Annotated in this window: 19 protein-coding genes; 5 read left to right on the top strand and 14 right to left on the bottom strand. The window is 72.1% G+C overall.

Features of this window, described 5'->3' with window-relative positions; all coding sequences use genetic code 11:
* Window positions 1-296: 296 nt before the first annotated feature.
* The 9 genes from AB0C76_RS24800 to AB0C76_RS24840 all read right to left on the bottom strand — a co-directional run bounded on the left by AB0C76_RS24800 (window position 297) and on the right by AB0C76_RS24840 (window position 10,728).
* The gene (locus tag AB0C76_RS24800) at window positions 297-1,820 is read right to left on the bottom strand and encodes a CoA-acylating methylmalonate-semialdehyde dehydrogenase (RefSeq protein WP_359969433.1); all 1,524 of its coding nucleotides are present in this window, start codon (window positions 1,818-1,820) and stop codon (window positions 297-299) included.
* Window positions 1,821-2,051: 231 nt separating this feature from the next.
* Window positions 2,052-2,894 (bottom strand): hypothetical protein, encoded by an 843-nt coding sequence (locus AB0C76_RS24805; protein ID WP_359969436.1) that lies wholly within the window; start codon window positions 2,892-2,894, stop codon window positions 2,052-2,054.
* Window positions 2,895-2,965: 71 nt separating this feature from the next.
* Window positions 2,966-3,397: a hypothetical protein gene (locus AB0C76_RS24810; protein WP_359969439.1), complete on the bottom strand. Its 432-nt coding sequence runs from the start codon at window positions 3,395-3,397 to the stop codon at window positions 2,966-2,968.
* A gap of 131 nt (window positions 3,398-3,528) precedes the next feature.
* Window positions 3,529-4,923, bottom strand: a complete 1,395-nt coding sequence (locus AB0C76_RS24815; protein WP_359969442.1) for an FAD-dependent oxidoreductase — start codon at window positions 4,921-4,923, stop codon at window positions 3,529-3,531.
* 85 nt (window positions 4,924-5,008) lie between these two features.
* Complete coding sequence (locus AB0C76_RS24820) at window positions 5,009-5,812, bottom strand: ABC transporter permease (RefSeq protein ID WP_359969445.1); 804 nt, start codon at window positions 5,810-5,812, stop codon at window positions 5,009-5,011.
* Entirely contained in the window at window positions 5,812-6,732 is a 921-nt protein-coding gene (locus AB0C76_RS24825) for an ABC transporter permease (protein ID WP_359969448.1), read from the bottom strand. The genes AB0C76_RS24820 and AB0C76_RS24825 overlap by 1 nt, the downstream gene beginning before the upstream one ends.
* Complete coding sequence (locus AB0C76_RS24830; protein WP_359969451.1) at window positions 6,729-7,868, bottom strand: ABC transporter ATP-binding protein; 1,140 nt, start codon at window positions 7,866-7,868, stop codon at window positions 6,729-6,731. Before AB0C76_RS24830 ends, AB0C76_RS24825 begins: the two co-directional genes overlap by 4 nt.
* 43 nt (window positions 7,869-7,911) lie before the next feature.
* Window positions 7,912-9,162, bottom strand: coding sequence for a spermidine/putrescine ABC transporter substrate-binding protein (locus AB0C76_RS24835; protein ID WP_359969454.1), 1,251 nt, complete (start codon window positions 9,160-9,162; stop codon window positions 7,912-7,914).
* A 54-nt stretch (window positions 9,163-9,216) separates the two neighbouring features.
* A complete protein-coding gene (locus AB0C76_RS24840) occupies window positions 9,217-10,728 on the bottom strand; it encodes a gamma-aminobutyraldehyde dehydrogenase (RefSeq protein WP_359969457.1) in 1,512 nt (503 codons plus the stop codon).
* Between the two features lie 281 nt (window positions 10,729-11,009).
* On the opposite strand from AB0C76_RS24840, the gene AB0C76_RS24845 reads away from it, so the two are divergent.
* Window positions 11,010-12,662, top strand: a complete 1,653-nt coding sequence (locus AB0C76_RS24845) for a PucR family transcriptional regulator ligand-binding domain-containing protein (RefSeq protein WP_359969459.1) — start codon at window positions 11,010-11,012, stop codon at window positions 12,660-12,662.
* Window positions 12,663-12,665: 3 nt separating this feature from the next.
* On the opposite strand, the gene AB0C76_RS24850 is transcribed toward AB0C76_RS24845, so the two are convergent.
* From AB0C76_RS24850 to AB0C76_RS24860, 3 genes are all read right to left on the bottom strand, one after another.
* Window positions 12,666-13,868 carry a spermidine/putrescine ABC transporter substrate-binding protein gene (locus AB0C76_RS24850; RefSeq protein WP_359969462.1) on the bottom strand — a complete coding sequence of 401 codons (1,203 nt, stop codon included), beginning with the start codon at window positions 13,866-13,868 and terminating at the stop codon, window positions 12,666-12,668.
* A gap of 69 nt (window positions 13,869-13,937) precedes the next feature.
* Window positions 13,938-15,296, bottom strand: a complete 1,359-nt coding sequence (locus AB0C76_RS24855; RefSeq protein WP_359969465.1) for an aspartate aminotransferase family protein — start codon at window positions 15,294-15,296, stop codon at window positions 13,938-13,940.
* A 215-nt stretch (window positions 15,297-15,511) separates the two neighbouring features.
* Window positions 15,512-16,957: a gamma-aminobutyraldehyde dehydrogenase gene (locus AB0C76_RS24860; RefSeq protein ID WP_359969468.1), complete on the bottom strand. Its 1,446-nt coding sequence runs from the start codon at window positions 16,955-16,957 to the stop codon at window positions 15,512-15,514.
* A gap of 299 nt (window positions 16,958-17,256) precedes the next feature.
* On the opposite strand from AB0C76_RS24860, the gene AB0C76_RS24865 reads away from it, so the two are divergent.
* The 4 genes from AB0C76_RS24865 to AB0C76_RS24880 all read left to right on the top strand — a co-directional run bounded on the left by AB0C76_RS24865 (window position 17,257) and on the right by AB0C76_RS24880 (window position 21,285).
* Window positions 17,257-17,730 carry an Lrp/AsnC family transcriptional regulator gene (locus AB0C76_RS24865; RefSeq protein ID WP_030306695.1) on the top strand — a complete coding sequence of 158 codons (474 nt, stop codon included), beginning with the start codon at window positions 17,257-17,259 and terminating at the stop codon, window positions 17,728-17,730.
* Window positions 17,727-19,121: an aspartate aminotransferase family protein gene (locus AB0C76_RS24870; RefSeq protein WP_359969471.1), complete on the top strand. Its 1,395-nt coding sequence runs from the start codon at window positions 17,727-17,729 to the stop codon at window positions 19,119-19,121. Before AB0C76_RS24865 ends, AB0C76_RS24870 begins: the two co-directional genes overlap by 4 nt.
* 232 nt (window positions 19,122-19,353) lie before the next feature.
* The gene (locus AB0C76_RS24875) at window positions 19,354-20,109 is read left to right on the top strand and encodes an ABC transporter ATP-binding protein (protein WP_359969474.1); all 756 of its coding nucleotides are present in this window, start codon (window positions 19,354-19,356) and stop codon (window positions 20,107-20,109) included.
* 24 nt (window positions 20,110-20,133) lie between these two features.
* Window positions 20,134-21,285 (top strand): hypothetical protein, encoded by a 1,152-nt coding sequence (locus AB0C76_RS24880; RefSeq protein ID WP_359969477.1) that lies wholly within the window; start codon window positions 20,134-20,136, stop codon window positions 21,283-21,285.
* 19 nt (window positions 21,286-21,304) lie between these two features.
* Here AB0C76_RS24880 and rlmN read toward each other — a convergent pair whose 3' ends face one another.
* Both rlmN and AB0C76_RS24890 read right to left on the bottom strand, forming a co-directional pair.
* Complete coding sequence (gene rlmN / locus AB0C76_RS24885; protein WP_359969479.1) at window positions 21,305-22,444, bottom strand: 23S rRNA (adenine(2503)-C(2))-methyltransferase RlmN; 1,140 nt, start codon at window positions 22,442-22,444, stop codon at window positions 21,305-21,307.
* A gap of 78 nt (window positions 22,445-22,522) precedes the next feature.
* On the bottom strand, window positions 22,523-23,725 hold the full coding sequence (locus tag AB0C76_RS24890; RefSeq protein ID WP_359969482.1) for a phosphatidate cytidylyltransferase: 1,203 nt from the start codon (window positions 23,723-23,725) through the stop codon (window positions 22,523-22,525).
* Between the last annotated feature and the right edge of the window lie 102 nt (window positions 23,726-23,827).

Here is a 23,827-nt window from a genome sequence, read left to right on the forward strand (position 1 = left end):
GAAGTCCGACCGCAATCCAATAAAACGCGCACGCCGAATACGAACCGAGCCGCGACAAGACGCGGACCAGCCCGGACCGGGAAGTGGTGTTTCAGGGGATTGGCCGCCCCGGGACCGTCCGCGCCGATGCGTGTCCGGTGCTCCCTGTCAGGCAACTCGAAGAACTCTACGCGTTCCGGCTCCCCGATGCAAACGACGGGCAAGGCGCGGGGGGACGGGGTACGACCGGAGGCCGAACACGAGCCGGCCGGGCCCTGGGGGGAAGGGCCCGGCCGGCTGTCCTGCGGAGCGGAGGCTCAGCTGTTGGTGGGGAAGCCCAGGTTGATGCCGCCGTGCGACGGGTCGAGCCAGCGCTGGGTGACGGCCTTGCCCCGGGTGAAGAACTGGACGCCGTCCGCGCCGTACGCGTGGGTGTCGCCGAACAGGGAGGCCTTCCAGCCGCCGAAGGAGTAGTAGGCGACCGGGACCGGGATCGGCACGTTGATGCCGACCATGCCGACCTCGACCTCGTACTGGAACCGCCGGGCCGCGCCGCCGTCGTTGGTGAAGATGGCGGTGCCGTTGCCGTACGGGTTGGCGTTGATCAGGGCGACGCCCTCCTCGTAGGAGGAGACCCGGACGACGGAGAGGATCGGGCCGAAGATCTCGTCGTTGTAGACGGACATGCCGGGCTGCACGCGGTCGAACAGCGTCGGGCCGAGCCAGAAGCCGTCCGCCGTCGGGGCGCCGTTCTCGTCCTCGGCGGTGATCGGGTGCTTCCGGCCGTCCACGGTGAGCTCGGCACCGTCGGCGAGGCCGGACTCGACGTAGGAGGTGACCTTGTCCCGGTGGACGCCGGTGACCAGCGGGCCCATCTCGGAGTCGCCGTTGCAGCCGGGGCCGACCTTCAGCCGGGCCATCCGCTGCTTGATCTTGTCGACCAGCTCGTCGCCGACCGGGTCGACCGCGACCAGCACGGACACGGCCATGCAGCGCTCGCCGGCCGCGCCGAAGCCCGCGTTGACGGCCGCGTCGGCGGCGAGGTCGAGGTCGGCGTCCGGCAGCACCAGCATGTGGTTCTTGGCGCCGCCGAGGGCCTGCACGCGCTTGCCGTAACGGGTGCCGGTCTCGTAGACGTAGCGGGCGATGGGGGTGGAGCCGACGAAGCTGACGGACTTGACGTCCGGGTGCTCCAGCAGGCGGTCGACGGCCACCTTGTCGCCGTGCACGACGTTGAAGACGCCGTCCGGCAGCCCGGCCTCCTTCCACAGCCCGGCGAGGAAGTTCGCGGCGGACGGGTCCTTCTCGGACGGCTTCACCACCACGGTGTTGCCGGCCGCGATGGCGAGCGGGAAGAACCACATCGGCACCATGGCCGGGAAGTTGAACGGCGAGATGATCGCGACCGGGCCGAGCGGCTGGCGGATCGAGTAGACGTCGATGCCGGTGGACGCCTGCTCGGTGAAGCCGCCCTTGAGCAGCTGCGGGATGCCGCAGGCGTACTCGACGACCTCCAGACCGCGGGCGATCTCGCCGAGCGCGTCGGAGTGGACCTTGCCGTGCTCGGACACGATGATCCGGGCCAGCTCGTCGCGGCGGGCGTTGAGCAGCTCGCGGAAGGCGAAGAGCACCGTGGTGCGCCTGGCGATCGAGGCGGTGCGCCAGTCGGCGAAGGCCGAGGCCGCGGCGGCCACGGCCTGGTCGACCTCGGCGATCCCGGCGAAGTCGACCTGGCCGGTGACCTGGCCGGTGGCGGGGTCGAAGAGGTCGCCACGGCGGGGGGCCGCGCCGGCGGTGGCGACGGGCTCGCCGCCGATCCAGTGGGTGATGTGCTTGCTCAAGGTCCGTCTGCCTCCGAAGTCCCGGGCGGCGTCCTGCCGCCGGTCCCTTGTCTGGCGCCGCCCGCGAATGGGCCGGGCGACGGGAATCACGGGGCTACCGCGCTCGTCACCCAGTCTGGTCGCCGCCGGGCCCGGCCTCAACGAACAGGCTGACGGGGATCCGGGATTCAGCCTTACAGGTCGTCCGGTCGCTCGGCCGGACGGGGGAACCCGACCGCGGCGGCGGGCCGCTCAGCCCTCGTCGGGCAGGTCGTCCAGATCCGCGGTGTCGACCAGCTCGGGGTCCTCCAGGTACGGGTCGTGCAGCCCGTCGGCCGCCTCTTGCGTCTCCAGCAGGTCCAGCCGCAGGTCCTGCGCCCACTCCAGCGCCCACCGCTTCAGCCCGGCCACCGCGTCCGCGGCGAAGCCCCGGGCGCGGAACCGGCCGTCCGCCGCCTCGGCCAGCGTCTCCAGCCGCTCGGCGAGCGCCGTCGGCTGGAAGTCGTTGTCCAGCGCGCTCGCCAGCGCCACGAGTTCACCGGGTCGGTAGTTGGCGGTGAGCGCGTGGACGTCGATCAGGTCGCGCGGCATGCCCCGGTCGACGAGCAACGCGGTGGTCAGCGCCGCCGCGTCCTCCAGGGCCACGACCGGCAGGACCACCGGCACCGGCGGCTCCGCGGACACGCCGGACTCCCCCGCCGCGCCGGCCCCGAGCACGAGCCGGACCGCCCGGTGCGCGAGCGGCTCCTTGCGCAGTTCGACCGAGTGGGTCCGCCCTCCGAGCCCGAGCCGGACGGCGAGCTGTTCGAGCCGCGGTGTGCCGGGCCGCTCGGTGGCCTCGCCGCCCGCCGCGCGGAAGGCGGCGGCGAGCACGGCGGCCACCTCCGGCAGTCCGGCGGCGCCCTGCTCCGCGCCGCCTGCCACCAGGGTGAGCCCGTCCTGGTCACAGGCCGCCACACCGTGGGCGCGCAGCGCGTGGCCGCCGGCCAGCGCGAGCCCGTACCGGTCGCAGAGGGGCGCGGCCAGTTCGGCGAGCCGCAGCTGGGCCGGGCCCGGTCGGAGGACGGGGTCGAGCGCGTCCGGGGCGGTGGTCACGCCTCCAGTCTGCCGCGACCGTCCCTCCCCCGCGCCACCGGCCGGGGCGCGGGGCCGCCGGGCGGCGCCCGTCACCAGTCGCTGAGTCCCGCGGCGGCCTCGTGGAGCGCCAGCTCCAGCAGCACCGGGTCGTTGAGCCGTCCGGATCCGTCGGGCGGGACCAGCCAGCGCACCCCCCGACTGCTGCGCTCGGGGTGCGGGACGACGATCCAGGTGCCCTCCCCCGCGCACCGCACTCCGGTGCCGACCCAGCGGGCGGCGGTGCCGACGGGGACGAGGAAGCTGACGTGCTCGTCCCCGAAGTCGGCGAGGGCCGGCCCGCAGAAGCCGCCGTCGAGGATGTCCAGGGCCGGGCGTCCGAGCCGGGCCTGGACGGAAAGGACGTCCCAGCGGCGGCCGGCGGGCAGCAGCATCAACCCCAGTCCGGTGCGTTCCCACTGTGCCCGGAAGCCCTCCGGGTCGGGTGCCGCCTGGGCGAGCCAGTGCAGTCCGGTGCTCTCCATGTCTGTCCCCGCTTCGTGCCGCTCGTACCGTTCAGGGCGCGGCGGGGATGCCGAGACCCGCCGCCACCAAGGAGAGGTGGACGGCGGGTCTCTCTTACACCGACTCGGACGGAAAACCGTGGATGCCGGGGTCAGCTGTCGAAACCGAGCCCCAATCGGTCCAACGTGCGCAGCCACAGGTTGCGGTGCCCGCCGTTGCGGTCCGCGCGCTGCAGGGAACGGGTGGTGATCTCGATGCCGGCCCAGCGGACCGGCTCAGGCGGGAACGGCAGCGGCTTGCGGCGCACCATCTCCAGCGAGGTGCGCTCGGTCCGCTCGCCCGCGAGCAGGTCGAGCATCACCTCGGCGCCGAAGCGGGTGGCCCCGACGCCGAGGCCGGTGTAGCCGGCCGCGTAGGCGACCCGGCCGCCGTACGCGGTGTCGAAGAAGGCCGAGAACCGGCTGCAGGTGTCGATGGCACCGCCCCACGCGTTCGTGAAGCGCAGACCCTCCAGCTGCGGGAAGCAGCGGAAGAAGTTGTGCGCCAGGGTCCGGAAGGTCTCCGGCCGCTGGTCGTACTCGTGCCGGACGTGTCCGCCGTAGTGGTAGACCGCGTCGTAGCCGCCCCACAGGATGCGGTTGTCGGCGGAGAGCCGGAAGTAGTGGAACTTGTTGGCGCTGTCGCTGAGCCCCTGCCGCCCGCTCCAGCCGATCGCGGCGAGCTGCTCCGCGTCGAGCGGCTCGGTCATGAGCGCGTAGTCGTACACCGGGACGACGTACGGACGCACGCGCTTGACCAGCGACGGGAACGCGTTGGTGCCGAGGGCGACCCGGCGCGCGAACACCCGGCCGTACGGGGTGCGGACGGCGGTGCCGCTGCCGTACTCGCGCAGGTCGGTGGCCCGGGTGTGCTCGAAGATCCGCACGCCCTGGCCGAGGCAGGCCGCCTTGAGGCCCCACGCGAGCTTGGCGGGGTGGACCATGGCCACGCCCTCGCGGTCCCAGAGCCCGCCGAGGAAGGTCGGCGAGTCCACCTCGGCGCGCAGCGCGTCGGCGTCGAGGACGGTGAGGTCGAGGCCGTACGCGCGCACGGCCTCGGCGATCTCGTGCAGTTCCTCGACCTGGTGGGGCTGGGTGGCGATGTCGATCTCGCCGGTGCGCTCCCACTCGGCGTCGATGCCGTAGCGCTTGAGGGTGTCCTCGATGCCGTCGAGGTTGGCGGCGCCGAGGCGTTCCAGCTGCGCGAGTTCGGCGGGCCAGCGCTGCAGGCCGTTGCCGAAGCCGTGGGTGAGGCTGGCCGCGCAGAAGCCGCCGTTGCGCCCGGACGCGGCCCACCCGACCTCGTGCCCCTCGACCAGGACGACGTCCAGCGAGGGGTCGCGCTCCTTGGCGATGAGCGCGGTCCACAGGCCGGAGTAGCCGCCGCCGACGACCAGGAGGTCGCAGACGGTGTCGCCGACCAGGGCGGGCTGCGCCGCGGGCCGGCCGGGGTCCTCCAGCCAGAAGGGGGTGGGCCTGGCGTCACTGAGTGCGCGGGCGGAGTCCATGCATTATCAGCCACTTTCCACGGATAGGTGATGGTTTGACGGGCCACCGCGGTCCGGACCCGCGTCAGCGGTGGCCGGGCCTGCGTCAGGCGGTGGCCTTCCGGCGGTTGCCGAGCCACTGCCCGCCGACGGTCAGCGCGACGGCGGCGATGAACATCGCGGTGCCGATGACGTTCACCTGCACCGGGATGCCGCGCTGCGAGGCGCCCCAGACGAACATCGGGAAGGTGACCGTGGTCGGGCCCGAGTTGAACTGGGTGATGATGAAGTCGTCGAAGGAGAGCGCGAAGCTGAGCAGCGCGCCCGCCGCGATGCCGGGGGCGGCCAGCGGCAGCGTGACCCGGAGGAAGGTCTGGACGGGGGTCGCGTAGAGGTCCTGGGCGGCCTGTTCGAGTCGCGGGTCCATGCTCATCACGCGCGCCTTGACCGCCGTCACCACGAAGCTGAGGCAGAACATGATGTGCGCGATGAGGATCGTGGTGAAGCCGAACGGGATGCGCATGTTGAGGAACAGCGTGCCGAGCGAGGCGGCCATGACGACCTCGGGCATGGCCATCGGCAGGAAGATCATCGCCGTGGTGGCGGCGCGGCCGCGGAAGCGGTAGCGGGCCAGGGCGAAGGCGACCATGGTGCCGAGGACGGTCGCGCCGATGGTGGCGAGCACCGCGATCCGCAGGCTGAGCGACAGCGACTGGCACATGTCGGCCACGCCGCAGGGATTGGTCCAGGCGTCGGTGGAGAACTCGTTCCACTCGTAGTTGAACTTGCCCACCGGCTTGTTGAACGAGAACGCGAGCACCACGAGGTTCGGCAGCACCAGGTAGGCGAGCGCCGCCAGCCCGGCCAGCACGACCAGGTGGGCGCGGATCCACGTGAAGATGCGGGACATCAGACCAGCTCCTCCGTCCCGGCCTTGCGCATGTAGACCGTCACCATGACCAGGATCAGCGCCATCAGGATGAAGCTCAGCGCGGCGGCCGTCGGGTAGTCGAGCACGTTCAGGAACTGCTTCTGGATGCCGTTGCCGACCATCTGCTCGCTCGGCGAGCCCAGCAGCTGCGCGTTGATGTAGTCGCCGGACGCCGGGATGAAGGTGAGCAGCGTGCCCGCGACGACGCCCGGCAGCGAGATCGGGAAGGTCACCTTGCGGAAGGTGGTGAACGGCCGGGCGTAGAGGTCGCCGGCGGCCTCGTGCAGGCGCGGGTCGATCCGCTCCAGCGAGGTGTACAGCGGGAGGATCATGAACGGCAGGAAGTTGTAGGTCAGGCCGCAGACCACGGCGAGCGGCGTGGCCAGCACCCGGTCGCCGGAGGTGAGCCCGAGCGCGTTGGTGACGTCCAGGACGTGCAGCGCGTTCAGCGCGCCGACGACCGGGCCGCCGTCGGACAGGATCGTCTTCCAGGCGAGCGTGCGGATCAGGAAGCTGGTGAAGAACGGCGCGATCACCAGGATCAGGATGACGTTGCGCCACCGCCGGCTCGCCTTGAACGCGATCGTGTAGGCGAGCGGGTAGCCGATGACCAGGCAGAGCACGGTGGCGACGGCGGCGTAGGAGAACGAGCGGACGAAGTGCCACTTGTACTCGACCAGGGCGTCCCAGTACGTCGAGACGTGCCAGGTGACCTTGAAGCCCGCTTCGAGCGAGCCGGTCTGCAACGAGGTGGACGCCTGGTACAGCATCGGCACGGCGAAGAAGACGACCAGCCAGGCTATGCCGGGCAGCAGCAGCCAGTACGGGGTGAGCTTGCGCTTCGGCTTCGGTCCGGGTTCCTTCAGCGGGATCGCGGCGGCCGGGGCGGTGGCGGTCACGCGGCCTCCTCCGCGGTGCCCGCGTCGATCGCCTGCGCGGCGTCGAGGGCGAAGGAGTGGGCCGGGTTCCAGTGCAGGACGACGGGGGCGCCGGGGACGATCCGGGCGTCGCGCTCCATGTTCTGCTCGAAGACCGTCACCTCCTGGCCGCCGTCGGTGCGCACGACGTACTGGGTGGAGACGCCGATGAAGCTGGAGTCGAGGACGGTGCCGGCCAGCCGGTTGCGCCCGTCGGCGACCTCGGCCGAGCCGTGCTCGATGGTGATCTTCTCGGGCCGGACGCCGAGGTGGACCTGCCGGGACCCGGTGGAGCAGCGCGCCTTCGGCACGGCGAGCCGGGCGCCGGCCACGGTGAGCAGCAGGTCGCCGCCCTCGCCGCCGGTCACCTCGGCGGGCAGCAGGTTGGACTGCCCGAGGAAGTTGGCCACGAAGGTGGTGGCGGGGTTCTCGTACAGGTCGGCGGGGGCGCCGAGTTGCTCGACCCGGCCGCCGTTCATCACCGCGATGGTGTCGGCCATCGTCATGGCCTCCTCCTGGTCGTGGGTGACGTGGACGAAGGTGATGCCGACCTCGGTCTGGATCCGCTTGAGCTCCAGCTGCATCTGGCGGCGGAGCTTGAGGTCGAGGGCGCCGAGCGGCTCGTCGAGGAGCAGCACCTGCGGGTGGTTGATCAGGGCGCGGGCGACGGCGACGCGCTGCTGTTGGCCGCCGGAGAGCTGGTGCGGCTTGCGCCGCGCGTACGGGCCGAGTTCGACGAGTTCGAGCATCTCCTCGACCTGCTTCTTCACGTCCTTCTTCCCGCGCCGCCGCAGGCCGAAGGCGACGTTCTCGAAGATGTCGAGGTGCGGGAAGAGCGCGTAGCTCTGGAAGACCGTGTTGACCGGGCGCTTGTACGGGGGCAGGGCGGTGACGTCCTGGCCGCCGATCAGGACGGTGCCGCTGGTGGGCTCCTCCAGCCCGGCGATCATGCGCAGGGTGGTGGTCTTGCCGCAGCCGGAGGCGCCGAGCAGGGCGAAGAAGGAGCCCTGGGGCACGGTCAGGTCGAGCGGGTGGACGGCGGTGAAGGGACCGTAGGTCTTGCCGATGCCGGTGAGGCGGACGTCGCCGCCGGCCGCGTCGCGCTGCTGGTCTGTCATCTGGGGTGTCTTCCTGGTTTCTGCGGTCTCGGCCGGGGGCTGGTCAGGCACCGATGAGCTTGGAGAACTTCTCCTCGAAGTCGCTCTCCTCGCTCTCGGTGAGGGTGCGGAACACGTGCGCCTTCGTCGCCATCTCGGGGGTGGGGACGACCAGCGGGTTGGCCGCGGTGTCCGGGGCGAGCGTGGCGAGCTCGTCCTTCATCCCGGTGACGGCCGAGACGTAGCCGATGCCCGCGACCAGCTGCGCCGCGATCTTGGGCTGATAGTAGAAGTCGATCAGCTTTTCCGCGTTCGCCTTGTGCCGCGCCCGGGCCGGCACCAGCAGGTTGTCGGTCGAGGCGACGTAGCCCTTCTCGGGGATGACGAACTCGATGTCCGGGTTGTCGGCGCGGAGTTGGATCAGGTCGCCGCCCCACGCGACGCACGCGGCGATGTCGCCCGAGGAGAGCTCCTGGCCGTAGTCGTTGCCGGTGAAGCGGCGGATCTGCTTGTCGTCGACGCCCTTCTGCAGCCGGGCGATCGCGGCGGCGTAGTCGTCGGCGGTGAACTTCGCCGGGTCCTTGCCCATGTCGAGCAGGACCATCCCGATCGTGTCGCGCATCTCGGACAGGAAGGTCACCCGGCCCTTGAGCTCGGGGTCGTCGAGCAGCTGGGAGACGCTCGTGACCTCCTTCCCCTTAGTGGCCTTCTTGTTGTAGGCGACGACGACCTGGATGCCGGCCCACGGGTAGGTGTAGAGCCGCCCCGGGTCCCAGTCAGGGGCGCGGAAGCGCGCCTCGACGTTGGTGATGGCGGTGGTGACGTTGGCCGGGTCCAGCTTCTGCGCCCAGCCGAGCCGGATCAGCCGGCCGCACATCCAGTCGGTGAGCACCACCAGGTCGCGGCCGGTGTCCTGGCCGGACGCCAGCTGCGGCTTGATCTTGCCGAAGAACTCGACGTTGTCGTTGACGTCCTCGGTGTACTTCACCGTGATCCCGGTGGCCGCGGTGAAGGCGTCCAGGGTGCCGTGCTTCTGCTTGTCCTTCTCGTCGGTGTCCACGTAGAGCGGCCAGTTGGAGAACGCGACCTCCTTCTCGCCGGCCGAGTGGTCCTCGGCCGCGTTGGCGCTCGAATCGCCGCTCACCCGGGGAGCCGCCGGGATGCCGCAGGCGGCCAGGGTGCCGGCCCCGGCGGTCAGCGCGGCGGCACGCAGCAGGGTGCGGCGGCCGATCGCGGCCCTGCCGCCGGCCAGGCTGCGTTCCCAGGCCCTTCGGACCGGTTCGGGCAGACCGTCGGTGAGCTCGTTGAACGCCATGGAACGGGCCTCCTGGGGGAAGTCGGGGGTGTGGGGGCACCCGCCGGCCGGGGGTCATCTGTCGCCGAAGACGGTGCGGTGCCAGTCCTTGCGGGCCACCGCGGTGGTGTCGAACATGACGTGCTTGACCTGCGTGTACTCGTCCAGCGAGTACTGGGACATGTCCTTGCCGTAGCCGGAGGCCTTGTAGCCGCCGTGCGGCATCTCGCTGATGATCGGGATGTGGTCGTTGACCCACACGCACCCGGCGGCGATCTCCCGGGTGGCGCGCAGCGAGCGGTGGACGTTGGTGGTCCAGGCGGAGGCGGCCAGGCCGTAGGGGGTGTCGTTGGCCAGCCGCAGGCCCTGGTCGTCGGTGTCGAAGGGCAGCACGACCAGTACCGGGCCGAAGACCTCGCCCTGCACGATCTCGCTGTCCTGGGCGGCGTCCGTGACGAGGGTCGGCGGGTAGTAGGCGCCGCGGGTGAGGTCGGTGCCGTCGTGGCCCCTGGCGGGGATCCGGCCGCCGGTGACGACGGTGGCGTACGCGCGGGCGCGCTCGACGAAGGCGGCCACGCGGTCCCGGTGGGTGTACGAGACCAGCGGGCCGAGGTCCGTGCGGGGGTCCAGCGGGTCGCCGACGCGGACGGCGGCGTACAGCTCGGCGACGCCGGCCACGAACGCGTCGTACAGGGGGCGCTGGACGTACGCGCGGGTTGCGGCGGTGCAGTCCTGGCCGCCGTTGATCAGCGACGCGGCGACCGCGCCGTGCACGGCCGCGTCGAGGTCGGCGTCGTCGAACACCACGAACGGGGCCTTGCCGCCGAGTTCGAGGTGGGTGCGCTTGACGCCCGCGACGGCGAGTTCGGCGACCCTGCGCCCGACCGCGGTGGAGCCGGTGAAGGACACCATCGCGACGTCCGGGTGCGAGACGAGGTGCTCGCCGGCCGTGCGCCCGGCACCGGTGACGACGTTGACGACGCCGTCGGGGATCCCGGCCTCGGTGCACGCCCTCGCGAACATCAGCGAGGTCAGCGGCGTCAGCTCGGCCGGCTTGAGCACGATCGTGTTGCCGGCCGCGATCGCCGGGAGGATCTTCCAGGCGGCCATCTGCAACGGGTAGTTCCACGGCGAGACCGAGCCGACGACGCCGACCGGCTCGCGCCGCACGTACGAGGTGTGGTCCCCGGAGTACTCGCCGGCCGCCTTGCCCTCCAGGTTGCGCGCGGCCCCGGCGAAGAAGGCGGCGTTGTCGATGGTGCCGGGCACGTCGAACTCGGTGGCCAGCCGGACGGGCTTGCCGGTCTGCGCGGTCTCCACCCGGGCGAGGTCGTCGCCGGCCCGGGTGAGGACGGCGGCCAGCCGGTTCAGCGCCTCGGCGCGGGCCCCGGGGGTCGCCGCGGCCCAACCGGGGAGCGCGGCCCGGGCGGCGGCCACGGCCGCGTCGACCTCCGCGGTGGTGGCCAGGGCGACCTGTTCGACCACGCTGCCGTCCGCGGGGTTGACGATCTGGAAAGGCTCGCCGTTCCCCCGGCTCTGCCGGCCGGCGATGTACTGCGCGCCGGCGCCGAAGTCGGTCAGGTCCATCTGGTTCCTCCAAGTGCCGGTTCCGGCAGTGCGACGTTCCCCGGGCAGGGCGTTCCACTGCCTCTTGCCTGCTGACGCGACGGATTCCGGAGTCCGGATCTTCGCCACAGCCGACCCGCTGACCATGCCCGCTGCCGCGACGGCGTGACAAGGGTCACTCCGACAGTCTCGACACGAAGGGCCTTACAACCTGCAAGGTGCCGAACAGCCCAACAGTTCGTCGTGAGCAGGATGATTTACCTGACACTGTGGATCCCCTAGGAGCTCTGGAGGCCCTCGCGATGCTCCCCACCGTCGCCCGCGTGCTCGACCTGGAGGTGATGCGGCGCGGCCTGCCCCAGGTCGTCGCCGGCGCCGACCACCTGGAGCGGCCGGTCCGCTGGGTCCACGTCAGCGAGCTGCCCGACGTCGCCGGGATGCTGCGCGGCGGCGAGCTGGTGCTCACCACCGGCATCGCGCTGCCCGAGGACCGCGAGGGACTCGCCCGCTACGTCCGCGAGCTGGCCGAGGTCGGCGTCGCCGGGCTGGTCATCGAGTTCGGCCGGCGCTACTTCGACACGCTCCCCCGAGCCCTGGTGCACGCCGCCGAACAGCGCGGCCTGCCGCTGATCGCGCTGCGCCGCGAGCTGCGCTTCGTCGCCGTCACCGAGGCCGTCCATGCCCTGGTCGTCAACGCCCAGCTCGACCAGCTGCGCGCCTCCGAGGCCGTCCACCAGGTGTTCAACGAGCTGGTCGTCGAGGGCGCCGAACCCCCCGAGGTCATCCGCCAGGTGGCCCGGATCGCCGGCGCGCCCGTCGTCCTGGAGAACCTCGCCCACCAGGTGCTGGCGCACGACGCCGCCGGCCGCCCGGAGGCCGAGCTGCTGGAGGACTGGGAGCGCCGCTCGCGCGGGGTGCGCCCGCCCGGCCGCACCGGCCACGACCCGCGCAGCGGCTGGCTGGTGACCACGGTCGGCGCGCGCGGCCAGGACTGGGGACGGCTCGTGCTCGTCCAGGAGCCCGGCGAACTGCCCGCCGGCGAGGCGCACCCGCACGCCATGCTGCTGGAGCGCGGCGCCTCCGCCCTCGCGCTCAACCGGCTCGTGGTGCGCGACCGGGAGAGCCTGGAGCGGCAGACCCACCGCACCCTGCTGTCCGGCATCCTCACCCACGCGCTGACCGTCTCCGAGGCCGCCCTGCGCGCGCAGGCGCTCGGCGTCCCGCTGGAGGGCCGCCGGCTGGTCGGCGTCGTGCTGCGGCAGCGGCGCGGGCCGATCCCGGCCGCCCTGGAGGCGCAGGCCCGGCTGCGCGACTTCACCGAGCTGGCCGCCGGCGCCGTCCGGGCCTGCCGGCTGTCGGCCCTGGTCGGCGCGCTGGACGACGAGGGCGTCGGCGTCCTGATCGCCCTCGGTACGCAGCAGGACGAGCACGCCGCGCTGGACGCCTTCTCGGCCGCGCTGCGCCGGATGGCGGCGGAGGCAGCGCGCGACGCCTCCCCCGGGCCGGAACCGGTGGTCGCGGTCGGCTCCTCGGTCGGCTCGGTCCGCGACGCCCGGCGCACCCTGCTGGAGGCCACCCAGGTCGCCGACGCGGCCCTGCACGACGCGCCCGGCGCCCGGACGTCGTCCTACTACCGGCTACCCGACGTGCGCCTGCGCGGTCTCCTGCACCTCCTGCGCGACGACGCCCGGCTGCAGACCTACGTCGAGCGCGAGCTTGGCCCGCTGCTCGCCCACGACGCCGAGCACAACGGCCAGTTGGTGCAGATGCTGCGGATCTACCTGGAGCAGGGCCGGAACAAGTCCGCCGCGGCCGACGCCGCGCACCTGTCCCGGCCGTCGTTCTACGACCGGCTGCACAAGGTCGAGCGGATCCTCGGCGTCGACCTCGACCAGGTCGAGTCCTGCCTCTCCCTGCACGTGGCGCTGCTCGCCCTCGACGCCGTCCGCCGGTGAACCTCAGACCCCGGTGATGCGCCCCCAGACCTTGTGCAGCGCGGGCCGCTCGGCCGAGGTGACGTCGCGCATGGTGCGCAGCCGGGCGCGCATCTCGTCGGTGGGGAAGACCAGCGGGTTCTCCGCCAGCTCGGCCTTGTCCTTGTCGCCGCTCGCCGCGAGGACCTCGCGCGCGGCCGGCACCGGGCAGATGTACTGGACGGCGGCGGCGAGTTCGGCGGCCACCTCGGGCTGGTAGTAGTAGTCGATCAGCAGCTCGGCGTTGCGCTTGTGCTCCGCCCGGTTGGGGATCATCAGGCTCTCCGCCCACAGCTCGGCGCCCTCCTCCGGCACGAGGAACGCGATGTCCGGGTTCCCGGCGGTGAGCTGGACGGCGTCGCCGGAGTACGCCTGGCAGGCCAGCGCGGCGCCGGAGGCGAGGTCGCTGGTGTAGTCGTTGCCGGTGAAGCGGCGGACGTGGCCGTTGTCGACCATCCTCTGCACAAGGTCCATCGCGCGGTGCGCGTCGTCGTCGGTGAACCGGGAGATGTCGGCGCCCTGGGAGAGCATGAGCAGCCCGAGCGCCTCGTCCAGCCCGGCGAACAGCGTCACCCGGCCCTTGAGGTCCGGCGCCCACAGGTCCGCCGTCGACTTGAGCTCGCGGCCGAGGGCCTTGCGGTTGTACGCGATGCCGGTGATCCCGGACTGCCACGGCACGCTGCGCCGGCGCCCGGGGTCGAAGGCCGGCCGGGCGAGCTGCGGGTCGAGGTTCGCCGTGACGTTGGGCAGGTTGGCCCGGTCCATGGCCTGCACCCAGCCGAGCGAGACGTACCGCCCGGCCATCCAGTCGCTGATCACCATGAGGTCCCGGCCGGGATCGGCGCCCTCGGTGAGCACCGGGCTGATCTTGCCGAAGAACTCGTCGTTGTCGTTGATGTCCTCGGTGTAGGTGACCGCGATCCCGGTCTTCTCGGTGAAGGCGTCGAGCGTCGGCCGCCGGCCCTGGTCGTCGACGTCGATGTACTGCGTCCAGTTGGAGAACGCCATCCGCCGGTCGGCCTCCGAACGGTCCGGCGCCGAGCGGCGGTCCTCGGCCACGTACGCGGACGGGATGCCGCAGCCGCTCAGCGCGCCGGCACCGAGCAGCGCGGCCCCGCCGCCGAGCACCGAACGTCGGCGCAGCGCACGGGAGTTCAACGGACGTCGGGGCGTGGTGGTGCTGGGCATGGTGGGGCCTCCGGAGCGTGGGACGGCCCCGGGCGCACCGAGGCACCCGGGGCCGTCCGATTCGTTACGTCAGACAGTGTGCGCGTCGGCGAGCGACAGCACCTCGTCGAGCACCGCGAGGCCGGTCTTGGCCTCCTCCTCCGTGACGGTGCACGGGGGGACGACGTGGAGGCGGTTCATGTTGACGAACGGCCAGAGCCCGCGCTGCTTGCAGGCCGCGGCCAGTTCGCCCATCGGGGCGTTGGCGGCGCCGGCGGCGTTGTAGGGCACCAGCGGCTCGCGGGTCTCGCGGTTCTTGACCAGGTCCAGCGCCCAGAACACGCCGAGGCCGCGCACCTCGCCGATCGAGGGGTGCCGATCGGCCAGCTCGCGCAGGCCGGGGCCGAGCACGGTGTCGCCGATGTGCTTGGCGTGCTCGACGATGCGCTCCTCGGCCATCGCGTTGATGGTCGCGACGGCGGAGGCGCAGGCCAGCGGGTGGCCGGAGTAGGTGAGCCCGCCGGGGAAGGGGCGCTCGTCGAAGTCGGCGGCGATCGCGGCGTTGATCGCCACGCCGCCGAGCGGCACGTAGCCGGAGTTGACGCCCTTGGCGAAGGTCAGCAGGTCCGGGGTGACACCCCAGTGGTCGGCGGCGAACCACTCGCCGGTCCGGCCGAAGCCCGCCATCACCTCGTCGAGGATGAACACGATCCCGTACCGGTCGCAGATCTCCCGCACCCCGGCGAGGTAGCCCGGCGGCGGGATCAGGATCCCGGCCGTGCCGACCACGGTCTCCAGGATGACGGCCGCGACCGTGCCCGGCCCCTCGAACGCGATCACCTGCTCCAGGTGCTCCAGCGCGCGCTCGCACTCCTGCGCCTCGTTCTCGGCGTGGAAGTTGGAGCGGTAGGCGTACGGGCCCCAGAAGTGCACCACGCCGGAGACGCCGGTGTCGTTGGCCCAGCGGCGCGGGTCGCCGGTGAGGGCGATCGCGTTGGCGGTGGCGCCGTGGTACGAGCGGTAGGTGGAGAGCACCTTCTGCCGGCCGGTGTGCAGCCGGGCCAGTCGGATGGCGTTCTCGTTGGCCTCGGCACCGCCGTTGGTGAAGAAGATCTTGTCCAGGTCGCCGGGGGTGCGCTCGGCGATCAGCCGGGCGGCCTCGCTGCGCGGTTCGACCGCGAAGCCGGGCGCGATCGTGCAGAGCTTCGCCGCCTGCTCCTGGATCGCGGCGACCACCTTCGGGTGCTGGTGCCCGATGTTGGTGTTCACCAGCTGCGAGGAGAAGTCGAGGTAGCGGTTCCCGTCGTAGTCCCAGAAGTACGAGCCCTCGGCGCCGGCCACCGCGAGGGGGTCGATCAGCGCCTGGGCGGACCACGAGTGGAAGACGTGCGCGCGGTCGGCGGCCTTGACGGCCTGGCCTGCGGCTGAGTCAGCGGTGGGGATGCTCATGCGGTAAGGCTAGGGAGTCCGGTGCCCGAAGTGCAGTTTCATCTTGTCAGTCGGTCACGCGAACGGCCGACAGGGTGCAAAGACACAGGGCCCGGATCGAATCGACCCGGGCCCATTGTCAGTTCACACCACTGATCAGATCGCGGTCATCCTGCGCCGGACGGTCACGACCCGCTCAGATCGCGGTCATCCTGCGCCGGACGGTCACGACCCGCTCAGATCGCGGTCATGACGTGCTTCACACGGGTGTAGTCCTCGAAGCCGTAGGCCGAGAGGTCCTTGCCGTAGCCGGACTTCTTGAAGCCGCCGTGCGGCATCTCGGCGACCAGCGGGATGTGGGTGTTGATCCACACGCAGCCGAAGTCCAGGCGGCGCGACATCCGCATGGCGCGGGCGTGGTCCTTGGTCCACACCGAGGAGGCCAGCGCGAACTCGACGCCGTTGGCGTACTCGACGGCCTGGTCCTCGTCGGTGAACCGCTGCACGGTGATGACCGGGCCGAAGACCTCGTTCTGGATGATCTCGTCGTCCTGCTCGAGGCCGGAGACGACGGTCGGCGCGTAGAAGTAGCCCTGCTCGCCGACCCGGTGGCCACCGGTCTCGACCTTGGCGTGGGCGGGCAGCCGCTCGATGAAGCCGGCCACCTGCTTCAGCTGGTTGGCGTTGTTCAGCGGGCCGTACAGCACGTCCTCGTCGTCCACGCCGCCGGTCTTGGTCTCCGCCGCGGCCTTGGCCAGCGCCTCGACGAAGGCGTCGTGGATCGAGTCGTGCACCAGCACGCGGGTGGCGGCGGTGCAGTCCTGGCCGGCGTTGAAGAAGCCCGCCACCGAGATGCCCTCGACGGCCTCGGCGATGTCGGCGTCCTCGAACACCACGACCGGGGCCTTGCCGCCCAGCTCCAGGTGCACGCGCTTGACGTCCTTGGAGGCCGACTCGGCGACCTGGATGCCGGCCCGGACGGAACCGGTGATGGAGGCCATCGCCGGGGTGCGGTGCTCGACCATCAGCTTGCCGGTCTCGCGGTCGCCGCAGATGACGTTGAAGACGCCGGCCGGCAGCTCCAGGTCCTTGAGGATGCCGCCGATGATCTCGGCCAGCAGCACGGTGGAGGCCGGGGTGGTGTCCGAGGGCTTCAGCACGACGGTGTTGCCCGCGGCGATCGCCGGGGCGAACTTCCAGACGGCCATCATCATCGGGTAGTTCCACGGCGCGACCTGGGCACAGACGCCGACCGGCTCGCGGCGGATGATCGAGGTCATCCCGTCCATGTACTCGCCGGCGGCCTTGCCCTCCAGCAGGCGGGCGGCGCCGGCGAAGAAGCGGATCTGGTCCACCATCGGGCCGATCTCCTCGGAGAGGGTCAGCGCGCGGGGCTTGCCGGTGTTGCGCACCTCGGCGTCGACGATCTCGTCGGCGCGCGCCTCGACGGCGTCGGCGATCTTCAGGAGCAGCTTCTGGCGGGTGCTCGGGGTGGCGTCGCGCCAGACCGGGAAGGCGGCGGCGGCCGAGGCCATCGCGGCGTCGACGTCCGCGGCACCGGACAGCGGGGACGTCGCGTAGACCTCGCCGGTGGTCGGGTCGACGATGTCGAGCGTGCGGCCGTCTGCCGCGTCGACGAACTCACCGTTGATGTAGTTGCGCAGCGTGCGAAGGTCGCTCACGGGGTCTCTCCTCGGTCTGGTCCTGCGGCGTTGCAGAGTCCGGCGCCATGGTACGTCCGCGACGGCGGCGTACGAAGGGTGCCGAGTGGCCCGGCCCGGACGGCCGCGGTCCACTGGTGGGGGAACGCGCGCTGCGCTGCGTCGCCGCGCGCGTACCGTGCCAGGGTAGCCGGAACACGGAGGGGATCGACAGCCCTGACGCAGTCCGGCGATGAAATCCGTACGTGATTTCGGTGATCGCGACGAAATCAGCAGCTTCCACGGTTGCGAACACAGGAACGATCAGGCACAGTTGCGGCGTGGCCAACCGCGACCGGAACGCCAGCGTTCCCCTCGACGCCGCCTCCAAGGCGATCATCGAGCAGCTCCAGGAGGACGGGCGCCGCCCGTACGCCGCCATCGGCAAGGCCGTCGGCCTGTCCGAGGCGGCCGTGCGCCAGCGCGTCCAGAAGCTGCTCGACCAGGGCGTGATGCAGATCGTCGCCGTCACCGACCCGCTCACCGTCGGCTTCACCCGCCAGGCGATGGTCGGGATCCGGGTCGAGGGCGACATCGAACCCGTCGCCGACGCACTGGCCGCCCTCGACGAGGTTGACTACGTCGTCTGCACCGCCGGCTCGTTCGACCTCCTGGCCGAACTGGTCTGCGAGGACGACGAGCACCTGCTCGAAATGATCAACAAGCGCATCCGCGCGCTTCCCGGCGTGCGGAGCACCGAGAGCTTCGTTTACCTGAAGCTCCGGAAACAGACCTACACCTGGGGCACCCGATGACAGCCGACCCGGCCCAGAAGGACCTTTCCAAGACCGCCTACGACCACCTGTGGATGCACTTCACCCGCATGTCGTCGTACGAGAACTCCCCCGTGCCGACCATCGTCAAGGGCGAGGGCACGTACATCTGGGACGACAAGGGCCGGAAGTACATCGACGGCCTGGCCGGCCTGTTCGTCGTGCAGGCCGGTCACGGCCGCACCGAGCTGGCCGAGGTGGCCGCCAAGCAGGCCAAGGAACTCGCGTTCTTCCCGATCTGGAGCTACGCGCACCCCAAGGCCGTCGAGCTGGCCGAGCGCCTCGCCAACTACGCCCCGGGCGACCTGAACAAGGTCTTCTTCTCCACCGGCGGCGGCGAGGCCGTCGAGACCGCCTGGAAGCTCGCCAAGCAGTACTTCAAGCTGATCGGCAAGCCGACCAAGTACAAGGTCATCTCCCGCGCGATCGCCTACCACGGCACCCCCCAGGGCGCCCTGTCGATCACCGGCCTGCCGGGCCTGAAGGCCCCGTTCGAGCCGCTGGTGCCGGGCACCCACAAGGCCCCGAACACCAACATCTACCGCGCCCCGCACTACCTGGAGGGCCCCGACGGCACCGTCGACCCCGAGGCGTACGGCCGCTGGTGCGCCGACCAGGTCGAGGAGGCCATCCTCTTCGAGGGCCCCGACACCGTCGCCGCCGTGTTCGTCGAGCCGGTGCAGAACGCCGGCGGCTGCTTCCCGCCGCCGCCCGGCTACTTCCAGCGCCTTCGCGAGATCTGCGACCGCCACGACGTGCTGCTGGTCTCGGACGAGGTCATCTGTGCCTTCGGCCGCCTCGGCACCATGTTCGGCGCCGACAAGTTCGGCTACGTGCCGGACATGATCACCTGTGCCAAGGGCATGACCTCGGGCTACTCCCCGATCGGCGCGACGATCATCTCCGACCGCATCGCCGAGCCGTTCTACAAGGGCGACAACACCTTCCTGCACGGCTACACCTTCGCCGGCCACCCGGTGTCCTCCGCCGTGGCCCTGGCCAACCTCGACATCTTCGAGCGCGAGGGCCTGAACCAGCACGTGCTCGACAACGAGTCGCGCTTCCTGGGCACCCTGAGCAAGCTGCGCGACCTGCCGATCGTCGGCGACGTCCGCGGCAACGGCTACTTCTACGGCATCGAGCTCGTCAAGGACAAGGTCACCAAGGAGTCCTTCAACGACGAGGAGACCGAGCGCGTGCTCTACGGCTTCCTGTCGAAGGCCCTCTTCGACAACGGCCTGTACTGCCGCGCCGACGACCGCGGCGACCCGGTCGTCCAGCTGGCCCCGCCGCTGATCTCCGACCAGTCGACCTTCGACGAGATCGAGCAGATCCTGCGGACCAGCCTCACCGACGCGTGGGCGAAGCTCTGATCATCTGATCCTCTTTCCCACCCTCCGCCGAAGGGCGGTCCCGCTCCCCGCGGGGCCGCCCTTCGGCGCGTTCCGGTGCCGGCCCGGTCGTTTCCGGTCGGCGTTCGCACCCAAACATGCCTGATTGCGGGTGATATGCCCGCGATGGCCCAGTGCGCCGCAACCGCACGGGGCCCCCATCGTTCTAATCTGACGACTGTCATATCCCTGCGGCCATCCAGGATGGAACCTCATGTCAGCGGCACCGCCTGACAACGACGTGCTGTGGGCCCGGGGGATCGTCAAGTCCCATCACGGCACCCCCGCCCTGCGCGGCATCTCGATCGGCGTCCGCGAGGGCGAGGTCCTCGCCGTCACCGGACCCCGCGGCTCCGGCAAGAGCACCCTGCTCGGCTGCCTCTCCGCCCTCCTCCCGGTCGACCGGGGCGAGGTCTGGTTCAACAGCGCCCCCGTGCACACCCTGACCCGGGCCGGCCGTGAGCGGCTGCGCCGCGACCGCTTCGGCTTCGTCGGCTCCGAACCCCACCTGGTGCCCGAACTGACCGCCCGGGAGAACGTCGCCCTGCCGCTCCTGCTCGCCGGCGCCGGCAACAAGGCCGCCTACACCGCCGCCTCCGAGTGGCTGGAGCGCCTCGACGTCGGCGACATCGCCCGCCACCGCCCCGACCGGCTGCTGCAGAGCCAGCGCCAGCGGATCGCCGTCGCCCGCGCCCTGGCCCCGCTGCCGCCCGTCGTCTTCGCCGACGACCCCACCGCGCCGCTCCACCGCGAGGCCGCCGACCAGGTCCTGCGGATACTGACCAGCGCGGCCCGCTCCCACCAGCTCACCCTGGTCCTGGCCACGCACGACCCGGAGCTCGTCCGGTTCGCGGACCGCGCCGTCGCCCTCGTCGACGGACGGCTCACCGCTCCCGCCGCCCCCGTCCCGCGCGGCCCAGCCGCACCGGGCACCACCGGCGCCTCGGCCGTCTCGGCCACCCGCCGCTGACGACGAGCCGCTGAAAGAGTCGACGTGTTCTATCTCCGCCTGGCCCGGGGCTACCGGGCGCCCGACCTCGGCCGCTGGCTGCTCACCGCCCTCGCCTCCGCCGTGGTCGCCGCCTTCCTGCTGCGCGCCCTCGGCCGGGCGATGAGCGACCGGCCCGGCGACGCCGACGCGCTCGTGCGGCTGCTGTGGTGCCTGCCCCCGCTGGCCGCCGTGGCCTGGTTCGCCGCCGTCGCCGCCCGCGCGGTCCCCGCCCAGCGGCCCGAACGGATCACCGGCCTCACCGCCGCCGGCGCCAGCTCCGGCCGGATCCGCAGCCTGATCGCCGGCGAGGTCGCCCTCGCCTGCACCCTCGGCAGCGTGCTCACCCTGCTCGTCTTCCTGGTCCTGCGCAACGACATCGCCGGGCCCTCCCTCGCCCCCGACCTCGGCATGGGCGTGCCGCTGCCGGCCGCGGCCCCGGTCACCCTGCTCGCGCTCGTGCCGATCACCGCCGGCATCGCCGCGGCCTGCGCGGTGCCCTTCGCCGAGACCCTGCCCGGCGGCCGCGGCACCGCCCCCACCGGCTTCGGACCGCTGCGGATCGCCGTGCCGATCGGCCTGGCCATGGTCGGCCTCGCCCTCGAACTGATCGCCCTGCGGCCCGGCGCCCCCGCCGACGGCCGTCCGGTCCACCTGCCCGCCGGACTCGGCAGCACCAGCGTCGCCGCGCTCGGCGGCTGGGCCGCGAGCGCCCTCGGCCTCGCCCTGATCACCGGCCCGCTGCTCGCCTGGACCGGTCGCCTGCTCGCCCTCGGCAGGCCCACCCCGCTGCGCCTGCTGGCCGGTCGCGGACTCACCGCACAGGCCCGCCGCCTCGGCGCGCCGCTGGCCGTCCTCACCCTCGTCGTCGCGATGGTGCTCACCACCATCCGCTACTGGATCGGCACCCCCGGCAGCGCCGACGCCCTGCCCGCCGTCGAGGCCTGCCTGGTCCTCGGCTGCGCGGCCTCGGCCGTCGCCGCCCGCCTCGCCGAGGTGCGCACCGACCGCCGGGACGTCACCGACGCCCTGCTGCGCCTCGGCGCCTCGCCCCGGCTGCTGTTCGGCGCGGTCGCCCTGCGCACACTGGCCGTCGGCACGGCCCTGCTGGTCACCGGCGGGGCGACGGCCGCACTGGCCGCCGCCGGACTCCGCTAGTCCCCGGTCCTCAGCGTCCTCAGCCTGCGGCCGCGAGCTGGCCGCAGGCGCCGTCGATCTCCTGGCCGCGGGTGTCGCGGACGGTCGTCGGCACGCCGTGCGACTGGAGCCGGCGGACGAACTCGCGCTCGTCCTCGGGCCGGGAGGCGGTCCACTTCGAACCCGGCGTCGGGTTCAGCGGGATCAGGTTGACGTGCACCCGGTGGTTCTTGATCAGCCGGCCGAGCAGGTCCGCCCGCCAGGCCTGGTCGTTGATGTCCTTGATCAGCGCGTACTCGATGGAGACCCGGCGGCCGGACTTCTCCGCGTAGTTCCACGCCGCGTCCAGCACCTCGGCGACCTTCCACCGGGTGTTCACCGGCACCAGCTCGTCGCGCAGCTCGTCGTCCGGGGCGTGCAGCGACAGCGCGAGGCGGCAGCTGAGGCCCTCGTCGGCGAAGCGGTTCATCGCCGGGACGAGGCCGACGGTGGAGACGGTGATGCCGCGCTGGGACAGGCCGAAGCCGTCCGGTGCCGGGTCGGTCAGCCGGCGGATCGCGGCCAGCACCCGGTTGTAGTTGGCGAGCGGCTCGCCCATGCCCATGAAGACGACGTTGGACAGCCGCGCCTCGCTGCCGGGGCCGCTCCCGTCCTCGGCGGACGAGCCCCCGCGCGCCCCGAACTCGCCGGCCCTGAGCGCGCGCATCCCGGCGGCGATCTGCTCGACGATCTCGGCGGTGGACAGGTTGCGGGTCAGACCGGCCTGGCCGGTCGCGCAGAACGGGCAGTTCATGCCGCAACCGGCCTGCGAGCTGATGCACATGGTGACCCGGTCGGGGTAGCGCATCAGCACCGACTCGACGAGCGTGCCGTCGAACAGCTTCCACAGCGTCTTGCGGGTCGCGTCGTCGTCGCAGGAGACGTGCCGGACGACCGACATCAGCTCGGGCAGCAGGCTCCCGGTGAGCTTCTCCCGGCTGGCGGCGGGAATGTCCGTCCAGCCCGCCGGGTCGTTCGACAGCCGGCCGAAGTAGTGGTTCGAGAGCTGCTTGGCGCGGAACGGCTGCTCGCCCAGCTCGGCGACGGCCTCCTTGCGCTCGACGGGGCTCAGGTCGGCGAGGTGTCGCGGGGGCTTGGCGCCGCGCGGCGCGACAAAGGTGAGTTCTCCGGGCTTAGGCATGGTTCATCCAGTGTCGCAGACGCGCGAGGGCCCCGGACGTCGGGACGTCCGGGGCCCTCGCGCGCGTACGCGGGTGCGCTAGCTGCCGACGAAGGCGGCGAGCAGCAGCCAGACCACCGGGGCGGTCGGCAGGAGCGAGTCCAGCCGGTCCATGATCCCGCCGTGGCCGGGCAGCAGCGTGCCCATGTCCTTGATGCCGAGGTCGCGCTTGATCATCGACTCGCCCAGGTCCCCCAGGGTCGCCGTGACGGCCGCGCAGCCGCCCAGGATCAGGCCCTGCCACCAGCTTCCGCCGTCGATGATCAGCTGCATCAGCAGGGCGCCGGCCAGCATCGACAGGCCGATGCCGCCCGCCAGGCCCTCCCGGGTCTTGCCGGGGCTGATCGTCGGGGCCAGCTTGTTCTTCCCGAACTTGTAGCCCACCGCGTAGGCGCCGGTGTCGCTGCAGATCGTGACGATCAGGAAGAGCACGATCCGCTGGGGGCCGTCGTCGGCCGCCAGCATCATCGCCACGAAGGTCGCGAGGAACGGCACGTAGAAGGCGGTGAACACGCCCGCCGTTATGTCCCGCAGGTAGTCGTCCGGCGGCTCGGCCATCCGCCAGACCATCACCGCGAGGCCGGTCAGCGCGAGCGAGGCCGCGGCCCACTGGACGCCGGCCCAGTAGCCGGTGGCGATCATCGCGATGCCGCCGGCGACCAGCGGGACCAGCGGCGCCTTGATCTGCTTGCGCTCGGACAGCCGGCTCGTCAGCTCCCAGACGCCGACCGACACCGCGGCCATCACGACGAACAGGAACAGCGCCTTCACCACGAACAACGAGGCGATGATCACCGCGCCGAGACCGACCCCGACCCCTATCGCGGCCTGGAGGTTACGGCCTCCGCGCTGCTTGCGGGGCTGGGGCTGCGGCTCGGGCTGGGCCACGGGCGTCTCCTGCCCTGGGTAGGACGGCGGCACGAAGGGGGGATGCCCGGCCGCCGGGTGGCTCGACGGAGGCGCGGGGTGCGCCGGAGCCCCCGGGTACGGCGGAGCGCCGTGGCCGGGGGCGGGGGCGACGTCATCGGTCATCGCGCGCAGCACGACGGTCTCCGACGCGCCCGGCACCGCCGCACCGGGATGCTCGTCCCGGAACAGCGGACCGCTCAGCCGGCCCGCCTCCCGTGCCTGGCCCGCGTCCTGGCGGGCCGCGGGGCCCGCACCGGCCGCCGGGCCCGCGGCCGGACCACCGGACGGGCCGGGGCCGACGGGCGGGACCGGGTCGGCCGGTACGGGAGGCATGACCTGAGTCTCCTCCGCGTCGGGGCCCCAGTACACCGGAGGCTGCGACGCGTGACCCGTTCGGCCGCCCCGGTCGCCCGGCACACCGCCGGGCGCACCCTG

Origin of the sequence: Kitasatospora sp. NPDC048722 (assembly GCF_040650235.1) — a bacterium.
In the GTDB taxonomy this organism is placed as follows: domain Bacteria; phylum Actinomycetota; class Actinomycetes; order Streptomycetales; family Streptomycetaceae; genus Kitasatospora.

Bases quoted from the DNA above. Each gene is read 5' to 3' on its own strand.
- AB0C76_RS24830 (WP_359969451.1), bottom strand. From the start codon at position 7,868: ATGACAGACCAGCAGCGCGACGCGGCCGGCGGCGACGTCCGCCTCACC.
- AB0C76_RS24815 (WP_359969442.1), bottom strand. From the start codon at position 4,923: ATGGACTCCGCCCGCGCACTCAGTGACGCCAGGCCCACCCCCTTCTGG.
- AB0C76_RS24835 (WP_359969454.1), bottom strand. From the start codon at position 9,162: ATGGCGTTCAACGAGCTCACCGACGGTCTGCCCGAACCGGTCCGAAGG.
- AB0C76_RS24870 (WP_359969471.1), top strand. From the start codon at position 17,727: ATGACAGCCGACCCGGCCCAGAAGGACCTTTCCAAGACCGCCTACGAC.
- AB0C76_RS24890 (WP_359969482.1), bottom strand. From the start codon at position 23,725: ATGCCTCCCGTACCGGCCGACCCGGTCCCGCCCGTCGGCCCCGGCCCG.
- AB0C76_RS24845 (WP_359969459.1), top strand. From the start codon at position 11,010: ATGCTCCCCACCGTCGCCCGCGTGCTCGACCTGGAGGTGATGCGGCGC.
- rlmN (WP_359969479.1), bottom strand. From the start codon at position 22,444: ATGCCTAAGCCCGGAGAACTCACCTTTGTCGCGCCGCGCGGCGCCAAG.
- AB0C76_RS24810 (WP_359969439.1), bottom strand. From the start codon at position 3,397: ATGGAGAGCACCGGACTGCACTGGCTCGCCCAGGCGGCACCCGACCCG.
- AB0C76_RS24820 (WP_359969445.1), bottom strand. From the start codon at position 5,812: ATGTCCCGCATCTTCACGTGGATCCGCGCCCACCTGGTCGTGCTGGCC.
- AB0C76_RS24855 (WP_359969465.1), bottom strand. From the start codon at position 15,296: ATGAGCATCCCCACCGCTGACTCAGCCGCAGGCCAGGCCGTCAAGGCC.
- AB0C76_RS24840 (WP_359969457.1), bottom strand. From the start codon at position 10,728: ATGGACCTGACCGACTTCGGCGCCGGCGCGCAGTACATCGCCGGCCGG.
- AB0C76_RS24875 (WP_359969474.1), top strand. From the start codon at position 19,354: ATGTCAGCGGCACCGCCTGACAACGACGTGCTGTGGGCCCGGGGGATC.
- AB0C76_RS24850 (WP_359969462.1), bottom strand. From the start codon at position 13,868: ATGCCCAGCACCACCACGCCCCGACGTCCGTTGAACTCCCGTGCGCTG.